The organism is Nitrosomonas sp. Nm51 (assembly GCF_900111165.1).
In the GTDB taxonomy this organism is placed as follows: domain Bacteria; phylum Pseudomonadota; class Gammaproteobacteria; order Burkholderiales; family Nitrosomonadaceae; genus Nitrosomonas.
On the sequence record NZ_FOGH01000015.1, the window covers coordinates 1 to 23,899 of the forward strand.

18 protein-coding genes are annotated in these 23,899 nt (G+C 50.2%); 8 read left to right on the forward strand and 10 right to left on the reverse strand.

Translation table 11 applies throughout. The annotated features are described in order from the left end of the window. Nucleotides 1–698 (reverse strand): IS110 family RNA-guided transposase (locus BMY60_RS07055; protein WP_143057382.1); only part of this gene is annotated, 698 nt, incomplete at its 3' end. 341 nt (nt 699–1,039) lie between these two features. Here BMY60_RS07055 and BMY60_RS07060 point away from each other — a divergent pair. Next, the gene (locus BMY60_RS07060; RefSeq protein WP_090332477.1) at nt 1,040–1,603 is read left to right on the forward strand and encodes an NADPH-dependent FMN reductase; all 564 of its coding nucleotides are present in this window, start codon (nt 1,040–1,042) and stop codon (nt 1,601–1,603) included. Between the two features lie 228 nt (nt 1,604–1,831). On the opposite strand, the gene BMY60_RS16220 is transcribed toward BMY60_RS07060, so the two are convergent. From BMY60_RS16220 to BMY60_RS07075, 4 genes are all read right to left on the reverse strand, one after another. After that, nucleotides 1,832–9,418 carry a calcium-binding protein gene (locus tag BMY60_RS16220; RefSeq protein WP_090332479.1) on the reverse strand — a complete coding sequence of 2,529 codons (7,587 nt, stop codon included), beginning with the start codon at nt 9,416–9,418 and terminating at the stop codon, nt 1,832–1,834. Between the two features lie 9 nt (nt 9,419–9,427). Continuing rightward, entirely contained in the window at nt 9,428–9,874 is a 447-nt protein-coding gene (locus BMY60_RS07070) for a hypothetical protein (RefSeq protein ID WP_090332480.1), read from the reverse strand. A 148-nt stretch (nt 9,875–10,022) separates the two neighbouring features. Beyond that, complete coding sequence (locus BMY60_RS15710) at nt 10,023–10,178, reverse strand: hypothetical protein (RefSeq protein WP_177166615.1); 156 nt, start codon at nt 10,176–10,178, stop codon at nt 10,023–10,025. Nucleotides 10,179–10,199: 21 nt separating this feature from the next. Next, complete coding sequence (locus BMY60_RS07075) at nt 10,200–10,430, reverse strand: hypothetical protein (RefSeq protein WP_090332482.1); 231 nt, start codon at nt 10,428–10,430, stop codon at nt 10,200–10,202. A 751-nt stretch (nt 10,431–11,181) separates the two neighbouring features. On the opposite strand from BMY60_RS07075, the gene BMY60_RS07090 reads away from it, so the two are divergent. From BMY60_RS07090 to metW, 6 genes are all read left to right on the forward strand, one after another. Beyond that, nucleotides 11,182–11,586 (forward strand): PTS sugar transporter subunit IIA, encoded by a 405-nt coding sequence (locus BMY60_RS07090; RefSeq protein WP_090332487.1) that lies wholly within the window; start codon nt 11,182–11,184, stop codon nt 11,584–11,586. Next, the gene (locus BMY60_RS07095) at nt 11,576–11,845 is read left to right on the forward strand and encodes an HPr family phosphocarrier protein (RefSeq protein WP_090332488.1); all 270 of its coding nucleotides are present in this window, start codon (nt 11,576–11,578) and stop codon (nt 11,843–11,845) included. The genes BMY60_RS07090 and BMY60_RS07095 overlap by 11 nt, the downstream gene beginning before the upstream one ends. Next, on the forward strand, nt 11,842–13,569 hold the full coding sequence (ptsP, locus tag BMY60_RS07100; RefSeq protein ID WP_090332490.1) for a phosphoenolpyruvate--protein phosphotransferase: 1,728 nt from the start codon (nt 11,842–11,844) through the stop codon (nt 13,567–13,569). The genes BMY60_RS07095 and ptsP overlap by 4 nt, the downstream gene beginning before the upstream one ends. A gap of 84 nt (nt 13,570–13,653) precedes the next feature. Continuing rightward, nucleotides 13,654–13,812 carry a hypothetical protein gene (locus BMY60_RS15715; protein WP_177166616.1) on the forward strand — a complete coding sequence of 53 codons (159 nt, stop codon included), beginning with the start codon at nt 13,654–13,656 and terminating at the stop codon, nt 13,810–13,812. Nucleotides 13,813–13,901: 89 nt separating this feature from the next. Beyond that, nucleotides 13,902–15,029: a homoserine O-succinyltransferase MetX gene (locus BMY60_RS07105; RefSeq protein WP_090332491.1), complete on the forward strand. Its 1,128-nt coding sequence runs from the start codon at nt 13,902–13,904 to the stop codon at nt 15,027–15,029. Nucleotides 15,030–15,044: 15 nt separating this feature from the next. Next, the gene (metW, locus tag BMY60_RS07110; RefSeq protein WP_090332493.1) at nt 15,045–15,662 is read left to right on the forward strand and encodes a methionine biosynthesis protein MetW; all 618 of its coding nucleotides are present in this window, start codon (nt 15,045–15,047) and stop codon (nt 15,660–15,662) included. A 78-nt stretch (nt 15,663–15,740) separates the two neighbouring features. Here the strand turns inward: metW and BMY60_RS07115 are convergent, their stop codons facing one another. Continuing rightward, a complete protein-coding gene (locus BMY60_RS07115) occupies nt 15,741–17,162 on the reverse strand; it encodes an AmpG family muropeptide MFS transporter (protein WP_090332495.1) in 1,422 nt (473 codons plus the stop codon). Further along, the gene (locus BMY60_RS07120) at nt 17,162–17,932 is read right to left on the reverse strand and encodes an exodeoxyribonuclease III (RefSeq protein WP_090332496.1); all 771 of its coding nucleotides are present in this window, start codon (nt 17,930–17,932) and stop codon (nt 17,162–17,164) included. Before BMY60_RS07120 ends, BMY60_RS07115 begins: the two co-directional genes overlap by 1 nt. Nucleotides 17,933–17,951: 19 nt before the next feature. On the opposite strand from BMY60_RS07120, the gene pyrE reads away from it, so the two are divergent. Beyond that, nucleotides 17,952–18,593, forward strand: coding sequence for an orotate phosphoribosyltransferase (gene pyrE, locus BMY60_RS07125; protein WP_090332497.1), 642 nt, complete (start codon nt 17,952–17,954; stop codon nt 18,591–18,593). A gap of 93 nt (nt 18,594–18,686) precedes the next feature. Here pyrE and BMY60_RS07130 read toward each other — a convergent pair whose 3' ends face one another. The 3 genes from BMY60_RS07130 to BMY60_RS07140 all read right to left on the reverse strand — a co-directional run bounded on the left by BMY60_RS07130 (nt 18,687) and on the right by BMY60_RS07140 (nt 23,317). Then, nucleotides 18,687–18,896, reverse strand: a complete 210-nt coding sequence (locus BMY60_RS07130; protein ID WP_218141652.1) for a hypothetical protein — start codon at nt 18,894–18,896, stop codon at nt 18,687–18,689. Between the two features lie 329 nt (nt 18,897–19,225). Continuing rightward, on the reverse strand, nt 19,226–19,456 hold the full coding sequence (locus BMY60_RS07135; RefSeq protein WP_090332500.1) for a hypothetical protein: 231 nt from the start codon (nt 19,454–19,456) through the stop codon (nt 19,226–19,228). A gap of 192 nt (nt 19,457–19,648) precedes the next feature. After that, nucleotides 19,649–23,317 (reverse strand): beta strand repeat-containing protein, encoded by a 3,669-nt coding sequence (locus BMY60_RS07140; protein WP_090332502.1) that lies wholly within the window; start codon nt 23,315–23,317, stop codon nt 19,649–19,651. Between the last annotated feature and the right edge of the window lie 582 nt (nt 23,318–23,899).

Below are 23,899 nucleotides of genomic sequence, written 5' to 3' on the forward strand. Positions count from 1 at the left end.
GTGCCTACGCCCACTATCTTTTGTAACCGCTCTGTAGCTTCATTCTTTTGGGCAATCTGCTTAATTTGCTTCTCCAGTTCTGCTATACGCTGATCCAGCGCCTTCCAGTGTGCGCGTGCCAACTCAATCCCGCTTCTCGCCAGTAGCGGTAGCCGCGCCAACTCTTCTGCCTGCCTGCTAAACCAGCTCTCCAATTTATCCGGCGTCTGACCAATCCAAATTCCAAACTCTGCCAGCAACCCCCTGATTCGGTTCATCTGCGCCGTGCGATCATTAACCAGCCCGGAGCGCAAGCGGTGCAGCATCAGCAAGGATTGTTGCTCCTCGCATTTGATTGTCACAAAACGCATGTTGGGCCTGCCTGCCGCTTCACAAATCGCTTCGGCATCATTGATATCGTTCTTGCTTTTGCGGCTTTTACGGTATGGCGATACGTATTCAGCCGCCATTATTCTCACCTCATGCCCCAGCTTGCCTAATTCCCGCGCCCAATAATGACTGCCCGAACAGGCTTCAAAACCTATCAAACAACTGGAAATGTTTGCTGCCCAGGCAAGAAAATCTTCTCGCCGCAATGTCTTTACCAGCACTACGCGGTCATAGACATCAACACCATGCACATGCAGATAATGCTTCGAACTGTCCACACCTAAACGCTTGAATATTGCAATCCGCTCTGTTTTCGTTGAAACTCTCATTTGACTTCTCCTCTTATTTTGATTGATTAATACTTCAATCCTGGCACACCGATGCCGTGCGGGGCTACCGCTTCGAGTAGGGGAAGTCCTTTCTATTCAGTTGACCGCTACAACTATGGCCAATCTTATGAAATAAAACTAATATTTCATCATATGCCGCCCACCAAAAAGGTGGGCCACGCTATGATGCTATAGCACACTGTTCTTCCTTTTTTACTGCGTTGCAATTCGTTGCAATAACGCGCTATTACGCCTCATTGCGCCTTGCCAAAAAGGAAGAACGGTGGCACTCTAAACATCATCCAACTAAGGATTCTAGGTTAAACGGACAGTGTGCAATCGTGACTAAAATCATCGGCATTTCGGGCAGTCTGCGCAAAGATTCATTTAATACTGCTTTGCTTCGGGCAGCAAAGCAGTTGATTTCAGCGAAAGCCGCACTTGAAGTGACTACGCCTGAGGGTATTCCACTCTATAACGGTGACGTCGAGACTGAAGAAGGAATACCGCATGCTGTCGTTATGCTGCAGAATAAAATTGCGGCGGCCGACGGTATATTGCTCGCCACGCCTGAGTACAATTATTCAATACCGGGTGTATTAAAAAATACAATAGACTGGCTGTCACGACCGCCGGAAGCCATTCCACGTGTTTTCGGCGGACGTCCGGTAACCGTCATGGGCGCAACACCAGGTGGATTTGGCACGGCCATGTCCCAGAACGCCTGGTTGCCTGTGCTCAAAAGGTTAGGCACATGCCCCTGGTTTGGCAGTCAGTTGATGATTTCAAGAGCGCAGCAGGTTTTCGATGAGACTGGCAAATTAACAGACGAAGCGGTGCGCAAGCGACTTGAAGCGTTTGTTGCCGGATTTGTCAGGTTTATTCAATCCGGCAACAGCCGGTAACACCAGAAACTTCGACAATAAAGGCGAGTAAAGCAGAAATTTGAGGACTGTAAATTAAACTGTGTAACTGCCTGGGTTAAACATACTCAATCAGTCGAGGCGGGCACACTGCGGCGTTATTCGTCGTCTTCATAGCTTGTGCTATGGCTCATCCTCCCGCCTTGCATTGCATCCCCGCCAGACACGCCCGATTGTTACACTTATTTATTCGCGGCTCCTTAGACGATTTCATACCCAAAGAGACGTAATGACCGGATCAAGTATTACCGCATAGTCGCTAGATAATTCAGTTTGCCCGATATCGGGTATGGCGAAACCTGACATGGCATCCACCAGATCCTCAACCCGGTCGTTTTGCAGTTTCAATCCATCGGAAGTTCTGAACCGTTCGATCTGATAGGCCGGTCCAAGGTACCAGTTATTGATCACCAGCTTGTCACCGGTGCCGATGATGCTGACTTCAAGATTATTGCCGGCCTGCTGGAACCATACCTGGCTGGTGCTGACGTCAGGCAGGAATCGAACAACATCATTATTGCCTGCAGCGGAGTCGTTTTCGATTACTGTATCTGTACCATAACCGCGCCCAAAGACGTATACGTCATTACCGGGTCCGCCCAGCAATGTATCCACACCTTCCCGCCCGTTGAGCCGGTCATTACCAGCTTCGCCCGTGAGTATATTGCCGGCATCGTTGCCAACCAGATTGTTACCGTGTTCATTGCCATTCCCGTTAATCGCTGCACCGTCTATCAAAACCAGGTCTTCGACATTTGCGCCTAACGTATAACTGATGCTCGACCGAACTCTATCGGTTCCCTGATCGCCGAATTCAATGACAACATCCCCTGCATTGTCCACTATATAAATATCATCGCCAGAACCGCCGATCAGCGTGTCCGCACCTTCCCGTCCATTGAGCCGGTCGTTACCTGCGTTACCAGCGAGGATGTTGTCGCTATTGTTGCCAATCAGATTGTTGTCAAGATCATTACCCGTTCCATCAATCACTGATTCTTCAATTAGCACCAAATTCTCGACGTTAGCACTAAGTGTGTAGCTTACACTCGACCGCACCATGTCGATGCCTTCATCGGCAAACTCGATAATGGCGTCATTATTATCGCCAATAATATAAATATCATCTCCAATGCCGCCAATCAGGGTATCTAAGCCTTCATTGCCGTTGAGCCGGTCGTTGCCTGCGTTACCCGTCAGCACGTTGTTTGCGCTGTTGCCGATCAAACGATTATCCAGTGCATTGCCGGTGCCGTCGATAGTATTCGCTCCAATAAGGTTCAGATTTTCGATATTACCGACAAGGCCATAGGAAATGGATGACCGTACGGTATCTGTACCTTCATCCGTATTTTCTAACACACTATCCAGTGCACTATTGACAACGTAAATATCATCACCCACACCACCGATCATCGTATCGTTGCCTGCGCCGCCATTGAGCCGGTCGTTACCGGCATATCCGCGCAATATATCGTCACCCGCGCGCCCGTTGAGGATATCATCGCCTGTTCCGCCATCCAGCGTATCGACACCGGATGTGCCGCTAAGCTTCATTCCCAGGCCGTTGACATTGATGTCGAAGGTGTCCGATACCGTCAGATTGCCGGTATCCGTCGCAGCAACCGTAACGCTATACACGCCTGATACATCCGGTGTGCCGTTGAATGTCAGCGACTGCGCATCAAAACTGAGCCATGCGGGCAATGGATTTCCATCAGAAAGTGTCGCACTGTACGTCAGCATGTCCCCGGCATCCGGGTCAGTAAATGCATTCGCGTCTACGGTATAACTGAACGCAGCGCCTGCGGTGGCTTCCCGGTCCGGCAGCACGACTGAAAGCTCCGGTACCCGGTTGCTATCCAGTATCGTCAGGATTGCTGTCAGATCCCAGACGGTGCCACTTTCGCTGAATTCGATTAGTTCCACAGAATAGGGCGTAATGCCATTGTTTTCCAGATAACCCCGAATAGTCAGGGTGTCATCCGTATCTATAATAGAAAGCACCAGGTCCTGACCAAAGCGCCCGACATGGATTTGATCGGGCATTACGCCAAAACCAAACCGTATGGTGTCAGTCTTCCCGGAAGCTGTGTCGTAGCTGTTAACCGTGTCATTCCCCAAGTCCCTGTCAAACAAATAGGTATCATCACCTGCCCCGCCGGTCAAAGTATCGTTTCCGGTGCCGCCATTTAGAAAATCGTCACCACTGCCGCCATCCAGTGTATCATTGCCGCCTTCGCCGTAAATGATGTCATCCGTACCCTGACCTGTAATAACATTGTCGAATTCCTGTGGGTCAAGTGTTGATACTGGGTTGGCCAGCGCGATAAGCTCGGCCATCGTCAATACGGAGCCATCGTCAAATTGGATACGTTCCAGTCCCAAACCCGGCAAATCGGTCGAGTTCGGCAGGACAATTTCAACACCGCCGCCGGTCCAGGCCATGGTGAGCGTTGCGTGCGTGGTTTGAGAATATAAATCTTCTATAGATTCGAGATCTTCAAATTCATATCTCACTTCCCGTATCCCTTCAGCGACTTTTTCTCCCCATGTAAACGAGATATCCTCTTGGCTTATACCTATCAGCCTGAGAGTATCTTGTGCTATGGGCCCAGGCGGGAACCTGTAATCTAAATTAGAACTCTGAGATTTATCAAGGCTAGTACCGAAATAGTCAAAGTCATCTATCATCCACAGTTGCGTCCCCGTATCCCAGATTGTGTCGAACCCGGATTCATCGGCAAACATGATGTATCTGTCTTCGCTGAACCAGCCATCCAAAACATCATTTCCATCTCCACCTATCAGGGTATCTCGGGCATAATTGCCATAGAGGATGTCACCACCGGTATTACCGTACACAAAGCCGCCGATATAAGGTGAGCTATCCGCGAAATAATACACCTCGTTACCAAGCCAGACTTTGCCGGATGCATAGAGCGTATCGTCTCCACCACCGCCATCGATGATCGATATTTCGCTGTGGAAACTCACGTCGCTCTGGCCGGTTCCATCATTGTATTGATACCAGTTGCCATTCTTGAAACCTTCAATAACATTATCACTGTCGCCGCCCTGAATGCGTTCTATCTGCGTATCCAGGGTGGTCGTGCTTTGCCAGCGCTGCTGAACAACGGTGGTGTCCGGATCGGGTTGCGCTGGATCAGTGCTGTATACGACGACACCGATGATTTCGCCGTGATCGTAAACGTAAGTGTAACCACCCTGCCAGTAATCAAATGCAATACGGGCAAAACTGCCGATTGGATAAAATTTCGTCTCAAGCGCGGGCGCTGTGAACACAGTGTTTTGTACCGGCGTGTTTACAGAAGATGACGTGTTTAATACTTCCACCCGGGTATTGGTATAAACAAGGCTGCTGTTCTGGCGTTGTATGACTGCGCTGTCATCTGTTGTATCCAGGACTGTAAAACGCTGCGTCTTGGTGTGCGTTTCAAATTCGGAGACCGATTCGGCGCTGTAAGTGGCTGCATCGACTTGCCTGTACAGCCCGTAGTATGAATCATCGGTGTTGTTCAGTACATCATTGGCCCATTGCGCGCGCGCCGCATCGAGAAAATCCGCCTGCAACTGGTCGATATCAACCACAGGCTCCGGTGAGGCCAGCCAGTCTGCAACGCTCACCGCAGCATTGTTTTCGTCCAGAACCACCCAGAGATGGGAAGTCATGAAATAGTCTTTCAGCGTCAACGTCGCGCTGCCGCCGCGCAGCGCCAGAATCAGATCGTCTCCTGTCTGCTGATGGCGCAGATCGGCCAGTACCGTACCATCCGTCAGTTTGACAAAACCCGATCCTGTGCCGGATTCCACCGCCACATCGTTACCCAGCGAGCCCCAGCCGAAAAGATAGGTGTCGACGCCGTCACCGCCGATCAGGATATCGTCGCCACCGGCCCCATCCAGGCTGTCGTTGCCTGCATAGCCTTCTATGCGGTCGTTCTCGCCCGTTCCGGTCAGAACATCGTCGCCCGGCGTACCGCCATAAGCCTCGACAGCGAGAGCGTTCATCTGGTCGGCATCCAGTGTCGAGCCGTCGCCGAAACGCAGCGCGGAGACGTTCGGCCCTTCGCCAAACCAGCCTGTAAACAGAATGCTGTCCTGCGTGTCTGTAATGCGCATCAGCAAAGCGCCGTCGGCCAACCGGAAAAACTGCAGATCGCTCGCGGCAATTCCGGCGCCCAGCTGCACTTCATCACCGGTAGCATCATCGGCGCTGGTTTGGGCGATGGTGTCGGTTCCATCGCCACGCGAGAATAGATAGACATCGGCGCCGGTGCCACCCGCCAGCCAGTCTGCGCCGAGGCCGCCTTCAAGCCGGTCGTCGCCGCCGCCGCCCAGAATATAATCACTGCCGTCGTAGCTTTTAAGCGTGTCGTCATGGGCGCCGCCCTGAATCAGATCGTCCCCCGCGCCCGTATATGCATGCGTAACCGGCTGCCCAAAATACGACGCCGCATTCAGATTCAAAACCACGTCTTCGGTCAAATTCCTGCTCACCCATGATTCGAGATCGATACTCTGCGTGCCGTGGTCATAGTATATCTGGGCATCCATGCCGTAGAGCGCAGGCCCCAGGTCTATTATCTCGCCGTTCTCCAGCACCATTTGCAGGGCGCTGATGCCATCGCGCCATGCCGCGCCGACGGGCGCGTTGGCCGGTATTGCAGCAGGCTCGGTCAGCGACGTGGCGGACAGACTGAGTCCGAGTCCAAGTGGTTCGTTAGCCGAATTTGAAGCCACACCGGCAACATCGGCAAAAATAATCGTGTTCTTCCCCAGAACATCTTCTATGATGTCGCCTTGCTCCACGCCGATATAGGTGTCGTCTCCCTGTCCGCCCAGCATAGTATCCCTGCCGCTGCCGCCGATCAGCGTGTCGTTGCCGCCATGACCGATCAACCGGTCGTCTCCGCTTCCACCGTCAAGCGTATCGTCGCCATGATACTGCAGTGCAATATCGCTGGCGTCTCCAAAGAGACTATCGTTACCCGCGCCGCCTTCAAGATAGTCCGACCCACCTTCGCCAGACAAACGGTCGTTTCCGTCTCCGCCGCTCAGATAATCGTCGCCATGCAGCGATGCGGCCAGCGACGACGGACGGTTATCGCCGGTTATCATGTCGTCACCCGCCTGACCCAGAATGACGTCATTACCACCGTCACCGAACACCACGTCATTATCCTTGCCCGCATCGATAAAATCGTTGCCGCCCTGCGCAAATATCCAGTCATTTCCGGCGCCGCCGTAGATCACATCGTCATCGCCCGTTTCGAGCGCAATCGTATCCAGCGTTGTTGAAAAACTGTAGGACCGAATGTATAGATCTGTGTTGTTTTCGGTCGCTTCCGTTCGGGCAACAGTCCAGTCGCGGTTAACCGCATTAATGCTGACATCGCCTTCGATAGTGTCGTCACCGCCCATGCTCATCAGAATGTCTTTGCCCAGGCCGCCCAGCAGAATATCCTTCTCCGTCTCGCCGATCAGCACATCGGCGCCCGCACCGCCGTCGAGCAGATCGCCGCGCTGCCCGCCGGACGCCTGCGTTTCACCCAGCGCGTATGCTTCATCGAACGTGTATTCGGTCTCGGCATAAAGCCGATCGCCATCTTCATCGCCCACAACGATGTCGCTGCCTGCTCCGCCCAATATAATATCGTTATCCGCTCCGCCCGCCAGATCATCCTGCCCGGCGCCACCCTCGATACGGTCGTCACCACCCTTCGCTGAAACATCATCATTACCGCCAAAACCCTGGATCAGATCGTTGCCGTCGCTGCCAAACAGTATGTCCACACGGCCGGGTTCTTCTTCGGCGCCGACAATCACATTGCCCAGTTCGTCATAACCGGTCTGAACGCCGTCAGTATCCGTGTCCAGATCTTCCGGCTGCAGATCGCCCAAAATGGTACGCTCGTAAGCCGGTGTGTCGGGCGGCGCGCTTTCTCCCAACGTAATGCCGAGCCGGCCGTCCTGCCAGGCTTTGATCAATACGCCGCTGCCATCGGCCGCTTTGACCAGCAGATCGTTCGAACCGTTATCTTGAGATAACAGCAAATACTCCAGGCCATTGTGCTGGTCGATCCAGTTATCGCCGATCTTTATCCAATCCTGGTCATCGTTAACACCGTCTTTACCCTGAACGGTTAACGCACCAAACCGGATCAATCCCAGGCCGTCAACATCCAGTACCGTGTCTACGCCGTCGCCGGCGCTGACGATATACGTGTCCGTCCCCTTGCCGCCTTCAAGATAATCGTTGCTTTCCAGTCCCTGCAGCGTGTCGTTTCCGCCGCCGCCATAAAGACGGTCTTTTGACGCCGAGCCAGCCGGTGTTTCTGTTGCATCACTACCAAAGAAATAACGCGGCGTGTTGTCAAACAATCCACCCTGTTGAATTTTGTAACCCGTGGCAGCGTCTTCAAAATAAATATCCGATCTCAGATACGGATGGACGCCAAAATCGTGGCTGTCTATCCGGGCAAACGGGTTGTAGGGATTCTGATCATTGGTATTGAACCACAGCTTGCGCGCCAGCATAGTGGCGCGGTCGATCAGATATTGATCCGAGATCGCGCCGGCACCGCTTGCCGGGTTAAAACGATCCAGCGCGCCGTCAACATTAAATACACTGTAGTCCGCGCCTTCCAGTACAAAGGGGTTCAGCGCCGTCAACGCATAACGGGCGGCTAGTCCTAGCGTATTATTGTCTGTGGCGAGGTTAATAATCTCGTTCACAGACAGACCCGGCAAAGCAGTCAATTGCGCTGCGCTGGAACCAGTGAAATTATCCAGCTTTGTCCTGAAATCCGGATCATTCAGATTGGTGTAAAAGGCTTCGCGGTCGCCTCCTGCAGTCTTAAGACCTTCATCCAAAAAAAACTGGCCATTTGCCGGGTTCTGAATAATTACACGTATCGCGTCAAGCGCGGACTCAAGTGTTGTATTGTTATTTTCACCAGAGGCATTGATTAATGAATTTAGCTCACCCTGGCTTACATTAGGTGCAAGCTGGAAATAAATTGACTGAACAGCCAGTGCATCAGTCAGTATTTTGATGCTGTGATTGAGCGAAACCTCAGGACTGGCAACACCGCCAAGCTGATCTTCTACAATTACGTTGATCGGTGGAGAAACATCGTAGCCCAGACCGGCAACAGGACTTATATTGAATCCGTCGCCGACAACCGCTTCGATATTGCTGAATTTGGCCGGATCGTACCGGGTTGGAATACCCCACGCATTTTGCATCATATTGAGCAGGTCGCCAAAGATGCCACCCTGTCCCGGAGTGTTGTACAGATACGCATGGGTAATGTTGTCGGCAAATTGTGCATCAACCGCCAGATCGGTCGCCAGAAACCCGCCCAGGCTGTGGCCGGTGACGGTAAAATTCTGCGGTAGTATCTCAGCATCAATCCACGCCTGAACCTGGCTTTTGAGACTCAGGTATTGCGGCTGCAGTGTCGTGCTGCCAAACAACGCGATATTAACCAGATCAGTCAGCAAATCCGCCGGATCAGTGGCTTCCGTTCCGCGAATTGCCAGATAAGTTTCGCCCGTATTGTTGTCTCTGAAAACTGTCGCTGAAAGACCGGTTGCATCGATGTGTTGGTCTACCACTTCATATCTGAGTGTGAAGGCATCGGCTTGAGTTGCGGGAAATGCTGCATCATTTATTAATTTGTCTCGATCTGGAATACCTGCAGTTAAATTTTTTGCATAAGAAGCTAATGCCAATTCGGCTTGTTTGAAGTATTCAACATGTTGACTCATTATTTTTCCCTACTCTTTGATAAAAATTTGTTTATTCAAATTATTAAGCCCTGCTTCTTCTGGGCAGCTAAATGAGGAAGGATGCCAGGGCCCCGGCATATCCCCTCCGCGCCTTACATAACTGATCGATTCACCAAGTAACTTACTATCGGTTTTCCGATAAACTTTGGTATGAAGCTGGTAAATGTCAGGATTTCCTTTTCTAAAATAATTCTGGAACGATTCGTAATAAAATTTGTCCTCTGGTTTAGCCAACCGCTTGGCCGGAACAAGTATCTGCCCATATTTATTAAATCTTTCAACCGGCAATGTCACCGTCTCATACACCCTGATGCCGCCATCTTTTTCACACAGCCGCCTGACTTCAGCATCCGCCATAATTTGCGATGGCGTTGCGCAGGCGCTGAGCAACGGCAGAACGATTGTTGTAAGTAAAAACATGCGGGAAGTTTTCATGCAGGGAACCTCTATTGAAATCTATTGCTGAAACTAAAGGCAAAAAAGGCGTTATTTCTCTGATTTGAATCCATATCCCGAGCATACGGCCCGCTCGGCAATAACTTGAGCATAAAACCAAAAAATAACGCGGCGTGCTGCCGAGCAATCAGCCTTGTTGAATTTTGTAGCCCGTGGCGGCGTCTTCGAAGTAAATATCCGATTTCAGATACGGATGAACGCCAAAATCGTGGCTGTCTATCCGGGCAAACGGATTGCAGGGACTCTGATCATTGGTATTGAACCACAGCTTGCACGTCAGCATGGTGGCACGGTTGATCGGGTATTAGTCCGTGATCGCGCTGGCACCGCTTGCCGGGTTAAAACGATCCAGCGCGCCGTCAACATTAAATACACTGTAGTCCGCGCCTTCCAGTACAAAGGGATTCAGCGCCGCCTCAGTTTGAATCACGACCTGCACTCCAAGCTGGCAACCCAATCCGGCAATGATGGAAAAACCTTCTGAACCGCGTATATTCCGGATATTGTTGGGCGGTATACTGCCTATACCGAACAAACCGCCTACGCATCTGCAAGATGGCTCAGTAAACCACCCGCCAGCAGGTCGCCGGCAAGACCTGTCTCATCGGTATGCAGCCAAAGGAGGCGATCAAGCTATATCAATCAGACTACCGGTCTGCTTTCGTTCAGACTTATTATTAGGGGGTGTCGTCACGTGCTATGTGCAATAATTCTGTTTATTTTTCGGACAAAGGGGTCAAGTTTTTGTACCGCAGGACATGCCTGAGCATATTCAAGGCGCAAAAACAACGAATACGGCCTGTTAATTGTACTGATCCACACAAATAATCACAAAACACAAAAATATTTTCATTGGTATCGACACTTCCAGATGTTTGTGTAACCATCTGTCCACAAGATTGGACCGGTTTTTCTTGGCAGGCGGAAATCCAGAAGCCGCCAGCGCAAGAGACATGGGTAAAAAATTGAAGCGAATAGAGTGCTTGACACAAGCAATGATAAAATCCAAACATTTTTTCATTTTCCAAAACAGGAATAAATCAAACAATGATCCCAAAATCCTCAGTTGACCGCTACAACTATGGCCAATCTTATAAAATAAAACTAATATTTCTCTATACGCTACTCACCAAAAGGGTGGGCCACGCTATGATGCTTATAGCACACTGTTCTTTCTTTTTTGCTGCGTTGCAATTCGTTGCAATAACGCGCTATTACGCCTCATTGCGCCTTGCCAAAAAGAAAGAACAGTGCACTCTAAACATCATCCAACTAAGGATTCTAGGATGATTGGAATACTTGTGGTAACGCATGAGCACCTGGGCGAGCACATGGTTCGCTGTGCCCGCCATGTTCTCGGAGAAAAGCCGGAACAATTACAATCTCTGGGTGTTTTTGTCGAGAACGATCCTGATAACGTATTGATCAACATGCGCACACTGGCACAACAACTTGATGCGGGTGATGGCGTGCTGATTCTCTGCGATATTCTGGGGGCGACGCCGTGTAATATCGCTAGCCGGCTGGTTCAGCGTGATCAAATTGCCTGCATCACAGGCATTAACCTGCCGATGTTGATAAGGGCGCTGACTTACCGTAATGAAACGCTGGCCACTGCAGTTAGCAAGACACTAAGTGGCGGTAAGGATGGCGTCGTTGAAATTTCTCCAGGAAACCGGTATGCGGCTTAAAGAAGTTGAAATTGCGAACAAACTGGGACTGCATGCCCGCGCATCCGCAAAACTGACAAAACTGGCCAGCCAGTATCCATGCGAAGTCTGGATAACGGGCAACAACCGCCGCGTCAATGCAAAAAGTATCATGGGCGTAATGACACTGGCCGCCAGTAAAGGTACAAGCATACAGATTGAAACTGCGGGCGAGAAAGAAATCGAAGCTCTAGACGCGCTCGTCGCATTAATCGAAAATTATTTTGGAGAAGGGGAATGAGCTTTATCCTGCACGGTATCGGTGTGTCCGGCGGCATTGCAATCGGGCATGCGCATCTAACGGCCGCCGCTACGCTTGAAGTGATGCATTACCTGATTCCAAAAAATCAGATCAACAAAGAAATCAAACGGCTTGATCAGGCTTTTGCAACCGTGCGGGCGGAGTTCGAAGCGTTACAATCATCCGTGACTAACGGACCGGCTCTAGCAGAATTCAGCGCATTTCTGGAACTACACCACATGATTCTGGACGACCCGACACTCGCTGAGGCGGCACGCGGCATTATTGCACAAACGCAATGTAATGCGGAATGGGCGCTGACCCAGCAAAAAGATGCATTACTGGCGCAGTTTGAAGCGATTGACGATGCGTATTTACGAGAACGCAAAACCGACGTCGAGCAAGTCGTCAAACGGATACTCAAAGCACTGCTCGGATATCCCGGTTATCATCCGCCTCCGTCCAAGCATCTGGGCGACCATATCCTGGTGGCGCATGATTTGAGCCCAGCGGATATCATGCAGTACAAGCCACATCAGTTTATCGCTTTTTTAACGGATATGGGCAGCCTGACATCGCACACCGCCATTGTTGCACGCAGTCTAAATATACCCTCGGTCGTCGCCCTGCACCATGCGCATCAGCTGATTCTGGAAGGCGACAGTCTGATTGTCGACGGCAATTTAGGCGTCATCATTGTCAACCCGGACAAATATGTCCTGGACGAATACCGTTTGCGGCAGAGCCAGCTGGAACTGGAAAAACAAAAGCTCAAACGACTAAAAAACGTTAAGGCAGTTACGCTGGACGGCACCGGAATCGATTTGCTCGCCAATATTGAACTGCCCGGCGACCTGGAGCAGGTTAAGGAAAATGGTGCGACCGGGATCGGTCTTTTCCGCAGCGAATTCCTGTTTCTGAACCGTGACGATCTTCCCGGCGAGGAAGAACAGTTCGAAGCCTACCGTGCTGTAGCCACAGAAATGAATGGAAAACCCGTGACAATCCGCACATTTGATCTCGGCGCAGATAAAAATCTGAAACATACCACTCAGATCACAGCAAATCCTGCACTGGGGCTGCGCGCTATTCGCCTGAGCCTCTCCGAGCCGCAAATGTTTCATACGCAGCTGCGGGCAATTCTACGCGCTTCCTTATACGGACAGATCAAGATTCTGATCCCAATGCTGTCGAATGTCACAGAAGTTTTTCAGACATTGCTCTTGATCGATCGCGCCAAGCAAGCCCTGCACAACGATGGCATCGATTTTGACGAACATATTCAAATCGGCGGCATGATTGAAGTTCCAGCAGCTGCTCTCAGCCTGGAGGCTTTTCTGCAAAAACTGGATTTCTTATCAATAGGCACCAACGATCTGATCCAGTATACGCTGGCAGTAGACCGGGTCGACGACACTGTGGCGTATTTGTACGACCCGTTTCATCCAGCGGTACTATGGCTGATATCGCGCGTCATTCAAATGGCCAACCGCTTGAAAAAACCCGTGTCGATCTGTGGCGAGATGGCAGGCGACATTCAGTTTACGCGCCTGTTACTGGGCATTGGACTGACGCAGTTTTCCATGTATCCGGCACAAATATTGGTGGTTAAGAATGAAATTCTCAAAAGCAATCTACCCGACATTACGCCGCTCGCACACAAAATTATCCGCACCATACATCCTGAGAAAATGCACGACCTTTTAGCCAAACTTAATAGCTAGGCGGACTCATTTCAGCTAAGGAGCTGCGAATAAATAAGTGTGACAATCGGGCGCGTCTGGCGGGATGCAATGCAAGGCGGGAGAATGAGTCATAGCTCAAGCTATGGCGGCGGCGAACAACGCCGCAGTGCGCCCGCCAGATGCGATCCGGGTGTTACAGTTACTTATGAACGACTCCTAAGCACAGCATTATTATTTACGCAAACCGCGCACGCATGGAATCTGGCGCCACTCCATCGATGAACACTGGAATACTGTCTAGTTCCATTTTTTGACGATATAATGATCAATTTTCATCTGATCGTCCTTTTTTGGATTTTTTTAATTTTTAAATGCCCGATTCAAACGCAACAGGTATCGTTACACCGCAATATGTACATATCGACAAACCGCTCAAATTGAAAAGCGGTGCGGTCATCAGCAGTTATAACCTGGTATATGAAACCTATGGCACACTCAACACAGATCATTCAAACGCCGTTCTCGTGTGCCATGCACTCTCGGGCAACCATCATGTAGCCGGCATTTATGAGGACAAGCCAAAAAGCACCGGATGGTGGGACAATATGGTCGGACCGGGCAAGCCCATCGATACAGATAAATTCTTCGTCATCGGCATGAACAATCTGGGCGGCTGTCACGGCTCTACCGGACCAGCCAGTATTGACGCCAGAACGGGCAGGCATTACGGCGCAAATTTTCCATTTGTCACCGTTGAAGATTGGGTCGAAACCCAGGCGCAGCTCGCGGAACATCTTGGCATTCATCAATTTGCCGCTGTTGTTGGCGGCAGCCTGGGCGGCATGCAGGCGCTGCAATGGACGCTCGATTATCCCGATAAAATACGCCATGCGCTGGTTATTGCTGCTGCAGCAAAACTCACTGCCCAGAATATTGCGTTTAACGATGTCGCCCGTCAGGCGATACTTACGGACCAGGATTTTTACGGCGGCGATTATTATTCGTACAATACCCTGCCTCGGCGCGGACTGCGTCTGGCACGCATGCTGGGACATATTACTTATCTTTCGGATCATTCAATGGCATCCAAATTCGGGCGCGAACTCAGAGACGGCAAGTTTTCGTTCGGTTATGATGTTGAATTCGAGATCGAATCGTACCTGCGTTACCAGGGAGACAAGTTTACCGATCTGTTCGATGCCAACAGCTACCTGCTGATGACCAAGGCACTTGATTACTTTGATCCGGCCAACGCTTATAACGGCGATCTGAGCGCCGCACTCAAAGCAGCAGAAGCCGATTTTCTGGTATTGTCCTTTACCACAGACTGGCGTTTTTCTCCGGAACGTTCGCGCGATATTGTCAAAGCACTGCTCGATAACAACATTAACGTCAGTTACGGCGAAATCACATCAACGCACGGACATGACTCTTTTTTAATGAACGACGCCTATTATCATCAACTGGTGCGGGCGTATATGAAAAATATCGAGGTTTAATAACGAATCGACATCATGGCTACAAGCGCAACAACACACTCTGCAACTGTCGCATGGCGGCCCGATTTTGCCGCAATCGCTAACTGGATTCAGCCGGGTTCTAAAATTCTCGACCTTGGCTGCGGCGACGGTTCGCTGCTCAAGTATTTGTATCAGGAACGCAATATTTTCGGCTATGGCGTCGAAATTGACGACCAGAATGTTCTGGGTTGCCTGAAAAACGGTATCAATGTGATTCAGAATGACCTGGAATCCGGTTTATCGAGCTTTGCCACTGGTTCATTCGATTATGTCATTCTGTCGCAGACCCTGCAGGCCATGAAACATACCGCCGAAATTATCCAGGAAATGCTGCGCGTTGGCAGGGAAGGCATTGTATCTTTTCCCAATTTCGGCTACTGGAGAAACCGCATGCAGGTTATCCGCGGGCATATGCCCGTTTCGGAATCGTTGCCATACCACTGGTATGACACGCCCAACATTCACCTGTGCACACTTGGCGATTTTGAAGAGCTTTGCCGCGAATGCGATGCGAAAATTCTCGAACGCCGCGTGATGAACAAAGACCGCCAAATCGAATTGCTGCCAAATTTAATGGGAAAACTGGCATTCTACCGGTTTGAGCGGAAATAGATATTAAAACTAATTACAGCACATTGCTGCATAATATCCCGGTCGCTGTCTCAGGCAATATCATATAGAAATAGAGCGCTAAGTATGTGATTTGGTGCCGGACTCATTTGGCGATACTGATGTTTTTTTTTCAGACGCTTCAAATTTCGCCTTTCCGGCCAGTCTGACCAGCAGGAGTACAGGCACACCCAGCAATGCCGTGGCGATAAAAAAGCTCTCGTAACCATACGCATCGACAAACTGACCGCTGAACCCCGCGACAAACTTCGGTAACAACAGCATCACCGAGCTGAACAATGCATATTGCGTAGCCGAGTATGCGGAATTGGTCAAACCCGACAAATAAGCGATGAATGCACTGGAGGCAATGCCGGCAGACAGGTTATCCGCCGATATGGTAAAAACCAGGCCACTGACATCATGACCGCGTCCCGCAAGCCAGACAAACAGCAGATTGGTCGCCGCCGACAACACTGCACCGATAAACAGCGTGCGCATGATCCCGATCTGTGCAATCAGCAATCCACCCACAGCCGCACCCAGAACAGTCATCAACACGCCGTACACCTTAGAGACAGCAGCCACTTCATCTTTGGTATACCCCATGTCGACATAGAACGGATTACTCATCACACCCATTACGACATCGGATATACGGTACAGCGCGATCAGCGCGAGAATCAGCAGTGCCTGTCCGCCGTGACGTACAATGAAGTCCCTGAACGGTGCGATCAGGGCACCATACAGCCACACCAGTATGCGGGTCATTCGGGCATCCAGATGCCAATTGATAATCACTCGCTGAGCGTATTGCTCGTTTTCAGACAGCAGCGTGTTTACCGGCACACTCGGTTCGCGGATAATCAATGTCGTTACGATACCGACGCTCATACAGCACGCCATGACCAGATAAGCAAAACGCCAGGGCATATAATCATAACTGGCGGCAGAAGAATCCACGGCTGCGGCTATCCACAAAACACCGGCGGATGCCAGAATCATCGCCACCCGATACCCGGCCTGATAAGTTGCGGCCATGGCTCCCTGCAGTTCCAGTGCAACCGCTTCGATGCGATAGGCATCGAGCGCAATATCCTGTGTCGCGGACGCAAATGCAACCGCCAGCGCAAAGAAAACCATGTGTGACAGGTCGACGGCAGGATCGGTCAACGCCATTCCGACCAGCGCCAGCAAAATAATGCACTGCGACAGCAACAGCCAGGCGCGCCGCCGGCCCAGTAGACGGGTCAGCACCGGCAGCGGCATACGGTCAACCAGAGGCGACCACAGCCATTTGAAACTGTATGCCAGTCCAATCCAGCTCAAATGACCGATTGTCGTGCGGTCAATACCTGCCTCGCGCAGCCAGAACGACAAGGTGCCGAGAATCAGCAGCAACGGCAGCCCGGCCGAGAAACCCAGCGACAGCATTCCCAGTACCCGTGGATGGGCATAAATGCTGAGTGTATCAATCCAGCTGGCTTTTCCGGCGGGTTTCATCAAAGTGCGTCGTAATGGATAATCAAAGGTGCATGGTCCGAGAATCGCGATTCCTTATAAATTCCGGCTCCAATCGCCTTTTCGGCAACATTAGGCGTGGCAATCTGATAATCGATGCGCCAGCCGACATTGTTGGCCCATGCCTGACCTCGGTTCGACCACCAGGTATACTGGTCCGGCGCCGGATTCAGTCTGCGAAATACATCTACGTAACCGATCTCGTCGAAAACACGCGTTAGCCACTCGCGCTCTTCGGGCAGAAACCCGGAATTTTTCCGATTAGCGCGCCAGTTTTTCAAATCGATTTCTTTGTGCGCAATATTCCAGTCGCCGCATAAAATAATATCGCGCCCGCTATTGATCATATCCTGCAGAAACGGGTAAAACCTGTCCAGAAAGAAAAACTTGGAAGCCTGCCGGTGATCGCCACTCGAGCCGGACGGCAGATACAGCGAGATGACGCTCAAATTACCGAAATCGGCCTGCAGGAAGCGGCCTTCCCGGTCAATTTCATCGATGCCGATACCTTCGACAATATTGTCCGGCTTGACACGGCTATAGATGCCCACACCGCTATAGCCTTTTCTCTGCGCGCAATGAAAATAGCCATGATAGCCGCCGGGTGCGATTATTTCATCACTTAAATCGGAGACCTGCGCCTTAAGCTCCTGCAAGCATACGATATCAGCCGCCTGTTGCGCCAGCCACCGGTAAAAACCCTTTCTGGCGGCAGCGCGCACACCGTTAACATTCAGCGTTATAATCTGCATTTATTTATTGTATCGAATCATGTCCGACTTCAGGCAAGCATTTATCGAATTTGCAATTGCGCGCAAGGTACTATGTTTTGGCGAATATAAAACCAAGGCCGGGCGTCTGTCGCCCTACTTCTTTAATGCGGGCCTGTTTAATGACGGTGACGCCTTACGGCGGCTGGGACAATTTTACGCGAAAGCGATACTAGCTGCCGAAGTTCCTTTCGATATGCTGTTTGGTCCGGCCTATAAAGGTATTCCACTGGTCAGCACAATTGCCATAGCGCTGGCCGAAACGGGTCATAATCGTCCATTTTGTTTCAACCGCAAGGAAATCAAAGATCATGGCGAAGGCGGCGTGCAGGTCGGCGCGCCGCTCAAAGGCAAAGTCCTGATTGTCGACGACGTCATTTCAGCCGGTACATCGGTGCGCGAATCTGTCAATTTGATTTCAAATGCGCATGCAACACCTTGTGGAGTTGCTATCGCGCTTGATCGTATGGAGCGCGGTACCGGCGCGCTTTCAGCAGTCCAGGAAGTCAGTCGGACATATAACATACCCGTCATCAGTATTATCAATCTAGACGATCTGACCGATTATCTTCAGTCAAACAATGAATATACACACGACTTTGAAGCCGTAGCGCAATACCGGCAGCGATACGGCGTTATGTAGAAGCAGTTCTTGGTATCCGGCACCAGACTTTGCACGCACCCCAAGCGGCACTCGCACTACCACGCTGCTTGATTGTTCATCGGAAACCGGATTTCAGGGTAAATATTTGATCACGGCTATCACAATCCCGCCAACTGTCAGCATTCCCGCAAAAGACCAGATCATGAAACGGTCTATCCGGGTCGTCATAACTTCAAAGCGTTTATCTACACGATTGAATCCATCAATCATCAGTTCTCGCTGATGTTTTAATTCTTCCTCTACACGAACGATTTTCTCGCGGATTTCCGGTTCATCGCGCACAATATTGACCGCAATAGCGGGTTGCTCTTTTCAGCCAGAACGGCTGCAAACAGTTCCCTGATCTCCTGGATATCTCCTTTTGCCAGCGCCATTTTGCTATTTACGGTTAAAATTTCCAGATAAGCATAACATATCAGGCCATAAAAAAGCGCACACGGTTCCTCGGATGCAGTTCTGTTGCGTTGGGTTACTGCAAATCGTAACCCAACCTACACGGCTAATCGATCTATGCAGATTATTTATCTTTTTTTGAGAAATCTTTCCAAGCATCGTAAGCAAGGTAATAGATAAAAACGATAAAAATGCCGGCCATTATTGTCATCAGGATACTATTCAACATTTTCGAGTTTCTCCAGTAATTGTTTAATCTTTTTATAATTCCAGACGCCAAAACCGGCCGCACCAATCAGTCCGGTCATCGCCAGAAAAAGTACTGCGGCATCTGTTACGCGATAATTATTAGCAGCCCATCCCAACAAACCCAGCATAATTGCTATAGCTGTAAAAAACATCTTTTCATGGAAAGAAATTTCCGCCTTTATTCTATCCAGCTTGCTCATGTCCAAAGGCTACACCCTTTGATTATTCTGGTCAATCGGACCTAAAGACCATAAAACAGGCGCAGGTTGCGCTTATGCGAACACTGGCTACCTTGGGTAAATTTTAGATAAAAAAAACCGCCCCAGGTTTCCCGAGGGCGGTTTTAATTAGCGGTCAATTCAGGTGCTCACGCACCCATTTTACCGATTTACTTAAGCAACGATGTCTACATCGGCTGCTACCAGACCTGTACCACCTACGATCGTTGCGATCAGGACTTGTGCGCCCGCACCGCTACCATCAGAATCGAAGTAGATATTGGTATCAGCAGTATCATCTTCAAAAATGATACGATCTGTTGCCGCAAGCGCAACTGCACCGGCACCGCCGAACAGAATGTTTGTACCATCAACGTTATTATCGGTTCCTGCGATGAATCCAACATCGTCGGCATCCAGCGTCAAGCCAAATTCACTGACAGAGAGTTGAACTCTATCTTGGCCACCAATCACAAAGCCATTGACTGTCAATAAACCCTGACCGATCTTGATTGCATCTGTAACACCACCACCAAAACCATCCAATGTTACATTTGCAGCGGTGATGCTGGACATACCCGTTGCATCCAAAGTTAATCCCATACCTGCGACTGGCGCTGCAATATCAGCACCTGCGTTCATACGAACATTGACCGTTTCTCTTTCCAATGTCGTCGCCGTATGATAGCTGTCTACCAACGCATCAACAACAGAATCTGTGAGTTCAAGATCAAGTGTCTGCGCGACCGCCTGATCGTTCACACCGGCAATGGTACCGATGTTTGACAGTCCCTGCATATCACCCGCCGTTACCGTAGCCGTATTGCGCACTTCCATGATATCGCCGTTCGCGGCACTGTTGGTATCGGACAGATTATCCAATGCGCCGCCATCAATGGTATTGCCGCCATTGATATTGGCATCGGTAAACATGAAGCGGTCGGCTGTCACCGCTGTCGGCACCGCGCTTGCATCACCTTCTTCACCGTTGTAGGTAAAGTGGTTTTGTGCATTCAGCGAACGTGCATCGATGGTCACACCGGACTCAGCACCGGTATTCGGATCACTGATAAAGTGGGTACCGGCCGTTGTACCTGTATTGTCATTGTTGGCATCATTATCGTTAGTGATATTGAGCATACCGGCGCCGTTCGCCTGAATCAGGTCATTCGTCAAGGTCAGGTTGTAAGCGTTCTGACCCAGCAGTGTTGTTACTGGTGCCGCGCTCGTACCAACGATCTTCAGGTTTTCAAAGTTGCTGACGTTGGTCCATTCCGACGCACCCAGTGAAATACGCACACCAGTTCCGTCGATAACCAAAGTATCATTACCATCACCTGCGTTAACCGTGTCCGAAATGGTCAGGCCCGCACGTGTATCGTTGAGATTATCAAAAATAACGTAATCGTCACCGGTACCCGTAGTTATATTCTGCTCGCCAACTGCGGACGCGGCATTGGTGCTGACACGCAGAATTACATTGGCTGCTTCGCCGCTGGCATCAATCGTAGCTGCCGCCAAGCGCACTTGCGTCGCCACACCACTGACATCGAAATGCTGACCCGCGGATACATCGATTGCGGTGCCATCCGTGTCTTTACCAAGCAACCCTTGCTGAACCTCACCAGCATCAGGATTTGCCGTCAAAGCACCTGGCAACGGACCGCCGAAGCCGGTACCGCCATCCAGAATCCCTGTCACATCAGCACCCGCCGTATCCACGTCGAGATTAAAGAAGTCACCCGCTTCGCCGCCGGATATGGTGATTGTGCCGGTATGGGTTACAAAGTTGGTCAATTCAACTGAATTGGACTCGGTATCGCTGTCTGTCAGCGTCACATTCTCAATGGTCGAGGTGATACTCGGAATGGTGGTAACGACAGAGAAGTTGAAGCGTGGATCTGTATTTGTACCGTCATTCAGCGTGATACCCAAGGTATCGTCAGCTGTATCACTCGCAACCGTTGCATTAATAGTTGAATTTTGAATCTGATTATTACCGGTTGTTGAATGCAGAATGGTAATACCAACCGCCTGATCTTCAGTCAGATTTGTTAGATTAAAGTTGGTCGGTCCATCAGTATCGTTTTCCAGAATACCGTCACCGCCGACAGGATCAGAAAAGCCGTTAAAGTTAACCTGATCCACGTCGGAGCTGATATTGCGCAATGTAACTGAAGTTACATCCGGCAGATTATCGAAGTCAGCCGAAACCGTACCCAGAACACCGTTCGGATCAGCAATCGAACCGTCAGCAAACATGCTTGCATTATCGATATTGGCAGCCATGCTGTTTAATGCCGAACCTGTGTAGAACAGCAGGGTATCTGTTCCACCGGCACCGCCGTCAATGGTATCACCTGTTTGCACGATATCATACAGAACAAACGTATCGTCTCCGTTACCGCCGGTAACTGTAACATCCTGATCGACACCGGATGTGCCTGCCTTGCCGACATCCAGGATGTTATCGAGCACGACGGTAAAGTTGCCTTCCAGTGCAGAGGCGTCGATTGTCGCAATCCGGCTGCCTGCCAGCGCAATACCCGTTCCAGCCACATACAGATTTTCAACTTCGACCAATGCGTTGTTAGCGTGGTTGACTGCATTGGCAGCCGCACCTAATGTTAGGTCGGCATCACCCGTGATGGTCAGCGCGCCCGCGGTACCGGTATCCATTGGAATATTAAAGGTGCCGATTGCGTTAGGCGCACCCGCGCTGTTCAATGCGATGTTTTCGTAGCCTTGCGTACCCACGCCTCTCGCTGCAATACCTGAAGTATTCTGGCCGATATTCAGCGCGCCGACCTGAACATTTTCCACTTCCAGAGATGCGGTATTTTCTCCATTCAGCGTATTTGCACTGTACGAAAATTCAACCACGCCGGCATCGTCCGCATTGGTATCCCTAACCGACAGCTCATTCACTGTCGAATCTTTGATATTTCCAATCTCCGCAGTGTTTACAGCTTGCGATACCCGGTCAATATTCACCGACATCAGACCACTGGAATCCTGCATATCCAGCGCCGTTACCGCGCCACCGCCTGAACCTGTAAATGAAGCATTCAGTGTCTCGATACCGTTGAGCGTTGGTGTAATAATTGTCGCGCCGTTATCGTTGGCATTACCCAACGTTGCGGTCAAGGTAGGATTCGGGCCCGCGCCGGTCAGCACGTCTTCGTCCTGCAGCGCATTGATACGGTCATTGCCACCCGGTGTAAAGACCAGACCGGATTCGAAATGATTCGCGGTTGCAATATCGGTCTGATTCGTCAAGGTAAAGCTGTCAGGAATGCCGACACCGGCATTTGCCAGAACCTGATCAACATCGTCCTGTGATATGGGGCCTGAACCCGTAATCAGCGGATCATCCAATAGCGCACTACCCAGGCTCGGACTGGATTCTTCAGCATTGTATGCCTGCGCTATTGCCGCTTTGTTTTCCAGCAGTTGCGCCGTTTCGGCAAATTCCGCCGGCAGATCTTCACGCATCAGAAATACAACTGCCTGATAGACGAGCGTACCGATTGGCGTACCGGCATCAATACCGGCATCAAAGAAATCAATTGCCTGCGTTGCGGGGCTTCCCTCAACGTCATCCGCCGTCAGGCCGAAATTACCGGCCAATACGGCAGCCTGTTCTGCTGAAGTGGTTGCAGAACCCATTACACCTTCCGTAAATTCCGTTTTAGTGGTCAGGATATTTAACACTTCAGGAATTGACAAGCCATTATCGACGGCATTTTCAAGCTGCGCATTAATCTCCGTTCCTGCAGCAGCGTCAAAAAGCCCTATAACACCTTTCAGAAGTTTAGTTTGGTCTTCACTAGATATAGCCATGGGAGCTCCCTTGATAAAAAATTAAAAAAACATTACTTACTTTCGATAGTAAATCACTTGCAAGCTTTTCACTTATCTTTTTAATCCATCTACAGGCTTCGGATTTTTATCAACTATATTACCCAACTGTTTCAATTTTTAACATGCCCGTTGAAAGTATGCTGGAGTACGCGTTTAAAATTTGAATACTATACAGCCAATATTAACCCAAAAGCCGAGTCAAGCTGAATTCTGCACAAAACCGGCTTAGTTTGCAAGTAAAATACCCTACTGATTGTTTTTGGTTGTTGCAATATTACAACAATCTATCAATTCCCGGCAGATAATATTCCAGCAATTATATTAAATTAGAAAGTGATTTACATATCAATACTAATACACTGATTACTAGATAAAACACAACAAGTTGCGGTACCAGCCATCCTACCATTGACTCCATGGCGCAGGGAATAATAGAAATTTTGCCGATATTCAGTCTTTCTTTGCCACACCCGAAAATTTCCACACACTTAATACAAGCTACTGATATATAATCATTTCATAAAAAGGACGCGTATAAAAAACCATTGCAAACATGCGCTT